The sequence below is a fragment of the Euzebyales bacterium genome, from assembly GCA_035461305.1.
In the GTDB taxonomy this organism is placed as follows: Bacteria; Actinomycetota; Nitriliruptoria; order Euzebyales; family JAHELV01; genus JAHELV01.
The window spans coordinates 23318-30538 of sequence record DATHVN010000153.1; the positions used below are offsets into that span (position 1 = coordinate 23318).

The window sequence follows — 7221 nt, forward strand, 5'->3', positions numbered from 1 at the left end:
GCAACCAGTTGCCCAGCGGGCCATCGGCGTGAAAGTACGAGAGCGGACCCTGCCGGGCAGGATCATCGGACTGGATCCCGTGCACCGTCGTTCCGCTGGACAGCGTCGTCTCGTCGCCCGACGTCACCGGGCGTCGCGGCTACCGACAGCGGCAGCGCGAGCACGGGTAACACGTACAGGAGGAGGTGTAACCGGACCTGGATCGACGGTCGGAGGCGGTTCGTCGCCACGTGCGTATAGAGGTAACCCAGCAGCAGAGCCGTCTGGAAGAACAGCACGCTGGTCGTCCACACCGCCGCGGAACCACCGAAGTCCGGCAGCACCATGCGTGACGCGAGTGGCTGTACGGCGAAGCAGCGTCGCGGATACGAAGATGGCCGCGGTGAAGGCAATCGGCGCTCGGTCGCGTCGTCGCCCGATGTGCGCCGTGTCCGGGCGACCGGTGACCGGGCCGACACGCGTGGTCGGTGACGAGGTGAAGGAGCTCACGTCGGTTGCGAGCCTCCGGGGAGACGTCAGCTGGCACGAGCGCACACCCGCCACCCGCCGTGCCGAAGTGCTGCGCCGGACCAGACTACGCGGCTGCCGGCGTCTGCGTCGAGTTCTCGGCTGACAGGCGACCCCGCCTGTCGCCGCCGGCCGCTCTCGTCAGATGGCGGGCGCCTCGCCATAGATGCCGAACACGTTCATCGCGGGCGCAGATCTCCCCGAGCGTGGCCTCCGCGCGGACCGTGTCCATTACGATCGTTCCAGTGCTGTTCCCGAAGGTGTTGTGGCCGGGTCTGGCCAATGGGTCCGTGCAGCTGGCGTTCCGCAGGTGGAGGCGACCGACCGTCCGGGCCGGTGGGACGCTGCGTTCGCCGGTCGGGGTGCTGGCGATCGACGAGGTCCGCGCCATCGAGCCCTGCGAGATCACCGACGCGGACGCGGTCCGCGCGGGCCACGCCGACCGGCAGGACGTCCTCGACGCGCTGCAGCCTGGCGCGGATCGCACGCTGTACCGCATCGCGTTCCACGTCGTGGGCGACGATCCGCGCATCGTGTTGCGCTCGCAGGCGGACCTGGGTGACGCGGACATCGTGCACCTGGCGGATGCGCTCGACCGCCTTGACGCGGCGAGCGCCGATGGCGCGTGGACGCGCGACGTGCTGGAGCAGATCGCGCGCCGGCCGTCCGTCCGCGCGCCGGATCTCGCGGCCGAGGCCGGACAGGAGACGCTTCGCTTCAAGCGCCGGGTCCGCCGCCTGAAGGAGCTGGGCCTCACGGAGAGCCTCCGCATCGGCTACCGGCTCTCGCCGCGCGGCCGTGCCCTGTTGAGACGGTTGCGTGCAGGGTGAGCAGGATCCGTACACCGGCGGCGACACGTCCAGGGCGCCAACGTCACGGCGTTACCGGTGGTGCCTCAGCGCCCTCGGCGGCATCCGGCACGTCAGGGTTCTGCGCGCCGGCCCCGTTGGTCCCGTCTGCGTCCACGTTGCCTTCCGCCGTGCCCGCATCGGAGTCGCCCGGACTCACGTCGGTCTGATCGGCGCCGTCGCCGGTCTGGTCCGCGCCTCCGTCGACGTCCTCCGAGCTCCTATCGTCCTGGGTTCCATCCCCACCCACGGCGGGCTCGGTAGGTTGCTCGGCGGGCGCGTCGCCCGGCTCGCTGTCCGGCGTCATCTCGGACGCGGCCGGTACGTCAATGCTCGGCGGCGGGCTGTCGGGCGTCGGGATGCCCAGCTCCCGCTCGAACCGCGTGAGCTCATCGCTGAACAGCCGGGCGGCGGCCAGCTCAGTGACCTCCCACTCGCGGAGCCTGAGGTCCGCCAACCTGACAGTCCCATCGTTCAGCCGCATCTCGTCGCTTGTCCGGAGGCGGAATATCTGCTCGGTGGTCGGCGGCGGGCCCTCCGTCCCGTCTTCCTGGCCGTCAGGCGCCTCCTCGACGGGACCCGGCCGCGCCCTGAGGATCATGGCCCCTCGCAGCACCGCGATGCGCTGGCTGCCGTCAGGGTCGAACTTGACCCGGAAGACGCTGCGCTCGACCTCCAGCGTCTGTTCTCCGGCCTCGAGGACGAGGGGGTCACCTCGTGGACGAGTCACCCGGCACACGGCCGTGCCGTTCGCGTAGCGCAGCGGATGGGTTCCGCCGTCCGAGACGGTGACCTCGGCTGTCTGGGACAGCCGGCATGCCACACCGGTGGCGGACAGCTCGAACTCCATCACGCCGGTCTCGTCCGTGGTGAGCACGGCGCCGGGTCGGATGTCGTCGCCACCCGAGGCGATGTCGCCGTTCATGCGGCTCTCCACGCTGAAGATCCGCGTGATCTCTCCGAGCGCCGCCGAACCCGCCGTGCAGGCGGTCAGCAAGGCGAGGCAGATCGCGGTCGCCAACCAGTGCGGTCGTATGGCCCTATGCCCGGACAGCATCGATGACCTCCCGTATCGTCGAACTCGAGTTGCCGATGCTGATCAGCAGGACGGCGAGCAGGATCCGATAGACCACCGTCTCGACCGTGCCTGCCCTGGAGGCCCACGGACCGCGGGCCGCCTGCATGTGCGTGGCGCCGCTGCCACCGGGAACGCCCGGCAGCCGGGCCGCCGAGCCAGCCAGTCCGGCCCACAGGAGCCTGGCGCCGTAACGCAGTCGTTCGTGCAGCGCACGAGCGGCCTGGCGCGCGGTCGTTCCGCGACCGGCCAGGGGCGGGCGGTCATCGAGGCGGTGCAGGTGGATCGCACGCAGCGTCGCGGCGAGCAGCATCGCGAGGAGCAGCGCGACAAGGGGGTGGGACGGTCGCACCAGGTACCCGCTGATCGAGCGGTAGAACACCGCCTCGAGCAGGCGCGGGACGGGCTCGTCCTTGAGGCCGTTCTGCATCTGCAGCAGCTCGAACCGGGCACTGTTCGCCGTCGCCAGATCACCCGCCTGCTTGGCGCTGTCCTCGAGCAGCGCCAACGTCTCCAGGCGAGCAACCGATCCCCGGATGCGCTGGACGTCGTCGAGGTCCATCAACAGGGCCGGCACACGGACGGACTCCATGAACAGATCGGCGTCCGCGTCGATGATCGCGTCGCCCAACGACAGCGTTTCGGTGCCGGTGAGGGCCGAGAGCGAGAGCCCACCGACCAGGTCGGCGGCGCCGAGGTCGACGGCTCCCGACACACGGGCGCGCTCCAGAGACATCAGACCGTAGCTCTGGACGAAGCGGAAGGCGGTCGCGCCCCCGAACGCCGCGGCATCGAAGATCGCGTCGTCGTTGAAGACCGCGAGGGTGAAGTCGGCTCCGCGGTGGAAGTTGGCCCCCTCGAAGATGGCTCTGCCGTCGAACCTGGCCTGGCTGAAGACCGCAGTTCGGTTCGCGTGTGCACGGGCGAATGCGGCGTCGCCTCGGAAGGTGCTCATCGAGAAGTCCGCTGCCTGCGCGAACACGGCACGATCGAGACGTGCGTCGCCCACGAACTCGGACTCGACGAACGACGCGTTGCCGGCGACATGGGCGTTGCGCGCCGTGAACCAGCTCCGGAATCGCGTTCGGTCGAAGCCCGCCTGACGCCCGAACGTCGTGAGGTCCAGGTCCGTCGTGCCGGCGATCTCGGTCCGCTGCCCCACGGGAGCCTGCAGCAGGAACGCCTCGCGGAACGAGGCCCGATGCAGGTCCAGCCCGCCGTCGATCCGTGTGCCGCTGAGGTCCACGATGCGCTCGAAGATCACGTCGGAGCCGAGCAGCGAGCCTGAGATCGTGCAGTCGTTGCAGCGCACGGGGTACCCCACACGTTCGAGTTCCCGCAGATCGACGGTTCCTTCGACGTCGACGTGCTCCTCGTCGATGCCCGCTGCGCCGACCCGCCGGACGAAGTCCTGTGCCGACATCGTCTCCCGCGATGTCGGCTGCGCGGACGCGGGGCACGCCACCAGCACCAGGAGCACGGCGAGGCACGACGTGTGCAACAGACGGCCCGGGTGGCGCATGAGGACGCGCCCAGCCCTTTGGCTGGATGTGCGATCGTCGTCTCTTCCTTCGCCGAGACACCGGCGTCCTCCATCCGAGGTAGCGCGGGCCGCCGCCCGTGCGCTACAGAAGAGAGACGCGAACGTACGCTGCTGATACGGCCGATCAGCGAGGGTCGGCGACTACAGGGCGGGCGCCTCGCGGTAGGTGCCGAACACGTCCTTCATGGCCGCGCAGATCTCCCCGAGGGTCGCCTTGGCGCGGACCGTGTCCATGATCACGGGCACGAGGTTGGTCTCGGTGCCGCACGCGGTGCGCAGCTTGTCGAGCGCGTCCTCGACCGCCGCGGCGTCGCGTCGGCCGCGGTATGTGGTCAGGCGAGCGTTCTGGGCCTGCTCGACGTCGTGGGAGATCCGCAGGATCTCGAGCTCCGTGTCGGTGTCCTCCGCATGGCTGTTGACCCCGACGATCCTCTTTGTGCCGCGCTCGAGTTGCTGCTGGTAGCGGAACGCCGCATCCGCGATCTCCGAGGAGAACCAGCCGGACTCGATGCCACGCAGCAGGCCGCCGGTGACGGTGCCGTCGTCGGACAGCTCGAGGATACGCGCGAAGTAGTCCTCCGCCTGCTGCTCGACGGTGTCGGTCATCCACTCCACGAACCACGAGCCGCCGAGCGGGTCGATCGTGTTGGTGACCTCGGTCTCCTCGGCGATCACCTGCTGGGTGCGCAGCGCCACTCGCGCAGCGTGGGCGCTGGGCAACGCGAGGACCTCGTCGAGTGCGTTGGTGTGCAGCGACTGGGTACCGCCCAGCACGGCGGCCAGCGCCTCGATCGCGGTGCGCACGATGTTGTTGTCCGGTTGCTGTGCGGTGAGGCTGACGCCGGCGGTCTGCGTGTGGAACCGCAGCAGCATCGCCCGGTCGGTCCTCGCGCCGTAGCGGTCGCGCATCCAGCGCGCCCAGATCCGCCGTGCCGCCCGGAACTTGCCGATCTCCTCGAAGAAGTCGATGTGGCTGTCGAAGAAGAACGACAGACGCGGCCCGAAGTCGTCGAGGTCGAGGCCGCGCGACTGGCCGAGCTCGACATAGCTGAAGCCGGCAGCGAGCGTGAACGCAAGCTCCTGCGCCGCCGTCGAACCCGCCTCGCGGATGTGGTACCCCGAGATCGACAGCGGGTGGTACCGCGGCATGTGCTCGGTTGTGAACTCCATCAGGTCGCCGATGAGCCGTAGGTGCGGCTCCGGCGGGAAGAGCCACTCCTTCTGCGCGATGTACTCCTTGTGGATGTCGGTCTGCAGCGTGCCGCCGAGGTCCGCGAGGTCGAAGCCCTGCCGTTCGGCGGCGACGCAGTACATGGCGAAGATCACGACGGCCGGCGCGTTGATGGTCATCGACGTCGTGATCTCGCCGAGCGGGATGCCGTCGAACAGCCGCTCCATGTCGTCGAGCGTGTCGACGGCGACCCCGCAGTGGCCGACCTCGCCGAGGCTTTCGGGCTCGTCGGAGTCGCGGCCCATCAGCGTCGGCATGTCGAAGGCGACCGACAGGCCGTGCTGGCCGGCGTCGAGCAGGTCGTGGTAGCGCCGGTTGGTGTCGCCGACGCTGCCGAAGCCGGCGAACTGGCGGATCGTCCACGGCCGCCCGCGGTACATCGACGGGTAGACACCCCGGGTGAACGGGAACGCGCCAGGCAACCCCATCCGCTCAGGGTCCGGCGTGTAGTTGTGAGGCCCCACGAGCGGCGGCACCTCGACGTCGGACAGGGTAGTGTACACCTCGTCGGGATCCCGGCCGGCGCGCCGCATCGACGCGGCATAGGCCTCCCGCCACGCCTGCGCGCTGGTGGACACCTCACCGGCACCGTCGCTGGTCGGATCGGGTGGTGCGTCGGCGGTCACGTGCGCTCCAGGTTCCGGGTCGGCTCCTTTCCAGTGTCGCCACCCGCCACCCCGCGTCAACGCCACCACCCCGACGTTCGCCCCCACCCCCACGTGCGGCCCCTCACCTTCGGTCCTGGAGTTCGGGGTGTGGGCGGAAGTTCGGGTGGTGCGCGATGTGTGCGCCTCACCTCGGTGTGCGCTCCGCCTTGACGTGTGCGCCGCCACCCCGGCGGCCGCACGTGGGTATGGTATCGCTGCCCGTGGCGGGTGCGCCACGGGGCGATCCGCTCCGCTCGAGACACTGGTGGCCGGCACAGCGATGGACGAGTTCGTCGACGCCTACGCCGTCCTGGGGGTACGCCCGTCGGCGGATCACGACACCCTCAAGGCCGCGTACCGCCGCCTCGCCGCGCGTCACCACCCCGATCACGTGCCTGACGACGAGCGCGCCCAGGCGACCGCCCGGATGCAGCGGATCAACGTGGCGTACGGCCTGGTGGCCGAGCCCTCCCGCCGGCGCCAGTACGATCAGCTGCGGGCGCTCCACCGTGCGCGCGGGTCGATCCGCGACGCCGAGGACCTCTGGTTGCAGCTGCTGCGGTCCGCCGGTCGATGGGTGGGACGGCAGAGACTGCAGACGCGTGGCGGCTGGTACCGCGCCGGCTACGCACTCGGTCGCTGGCTGCGCGAGTGAGCCTCGGTGCTCAGGCGCGCGGCGATGGGCGCCGGAACGTCACAGCCAGCCGCGATTCCGCCCGAGGTTGGCCGCCTCGGTGCGGTTGCGGGCGCCGAACTTCCGATGGCCAACGACAGGTAGTTGCGCACGGTTTCCTCGGCCAGGTGGAGCGCCGCAGCGATCTCGCTGTTCGGGCTGCCCTCGCGGCGTGGCGGGGAAGCCGGCCTGCTGGTGGACCACGCCGAGCCGTCGCGGGTGGAGGCGTCCAGTGGGTCGTCGCCGTCGATACGGATACGTCCCGCGGTGGGGCGCAGCAGCCCGGGTCAGCGCGCCGCCGAGGTGATCCTGGCCGAGGTCGGCCCCGACATGGGTCGCTTTCCGTCCTCGGCGCACCTGGCGTCGTGGGCGGGCATGTGCCCCGGCAACAACGAGTCGGCCGGCAAGCACCACTCCGGCAAACCCGCAAGGGCTCCCGGTGGCTGCGCACGGCGCTGGTCGAGGCCGCCCATTCCGCCGCGCGCAGCAAGCACACCTACCTGTCGGCGCAGTACGCGCGGATCAGGGGACGCCGAGGCCCACGCAAGGCCGCGGTCGCGGTCGGGCACTCCATTCTGGTGATCGCCTACCACCTGCTCGACCGCAACCAGCCCTACGCCGACCTCGGCGGCGACTACTTCACGCAGAGGCAGTCGACCGAAGCGTACAAGCGCCGGCTCATCCGCCAACTCCAACA

The 7221-nt window shown here is 70.3% G+C and carries 7 protein-coding genes; 3 read left to right on the forward strand and 4 right to left on the reverse strand.

Features of this window, described 5'->3' with window-relative positions:
* Positions 1–62: 62 nt before the first annotated feature.
* The gene (locus VK923_14155) at positions 63–326 is read right to left on the reverse strand and encodes a hypothetical protein (GenBank protein ID HSJ45820.1); all 264 of its coding nucleotides are present in this window, start codon (positions 324–326) and stop codon (positions 63–65) included.
* Between the two features lie 426 nt (positions 327–752).
* Here VK923_14155 and VK923_14160 point away from each other — a divergent pair, with 426 nt between their 5' ends.
* Positions 753–1337 (forward strand): hypothetical protein, encoded by a 585-nt coding sequence (locus VK923_14160; GenBank protein HSJ45821.1) that lies wholly within the window; start codon positions 753–755, stop codon positions 1335–1337.
* A gap of 43 nt (positions 1338–1380) precedes the next feature.
* On the opposite strand, the gene VK923_14165 is transcribed toward VK923_14160, so the two are convergent.
* The 3 genes from VK923_14165 to VK923_14175 all read right to left on the reverse strand — a co-directional run bounded on the left by VK923_14165 (position 1381) and on the right by VK923_14175 (position 5830).
* Complete coding sequence (locus tag VK923_14165) at positions 1381–2376, reverse strand: hypothetical protein (GenBank protein ID HSJ45822.1); 996 nt, start codon at positions 2374–2376, stop codon at positions 1381–1383.
* 19 nt (positions 2377–2395) lie between these two features.
* Positions 2396–3910, reverse strand: a complete 1515-nt coding sequence (locus tag VK923_14170) for a pentapeptide repeat-containing protein (GenBank protein ID HSJ45823.1) — start codon at positions 3908–3910, stop codon at positions 2396–2398.
* Between the two features lie 204 nt (positions 3911–4114).
* The gene (locus VK923_14175) at positions 4115–5830 is read right to left on the reverse strand and encodes a methylmalonyl-CoA mutase family protein (GenBank protein ID HSJ45824.1); all 1716 of its coding nucleotides are present in this window, start codon (positions 5828–5830) and stop codon (positions 4115–4117) included.
* 286 nt (positions 5831–6116) lie between these two features.
* Between VK923_14175 and VK923_14180 the strand changes: the two genes are divergently transcribed.
* Positions 6117–6506, forward strand: a complete 390-nt coding sequence (locus VK923_14180; GenBank protein ID HSJ45825.1) for a J domain-containing protein — start codon at positions 6117–6119, stop codon at positions 6504–6506.
* Positions 6507–6889: 383 nt separating this feature from the next.
* Positions 6890–7221, forward strand: a 332-nt coding sequence (locus tag VK923_14185; GenBank protein HSJ45826.1) for a hypothetical protein, incomplete at its 3' end; no start/stop codon positions are given.

Bases quoted from the DNA above. Each gene is read 5' to 3' on its own strand.
- VK923_14155 (HSJ45820.1), bottom strand. From the start codon at position 326: ATGGTGCTGCCGGACTTCGGTGGTTCCGCGGCGGTGTGGACGACCAGC.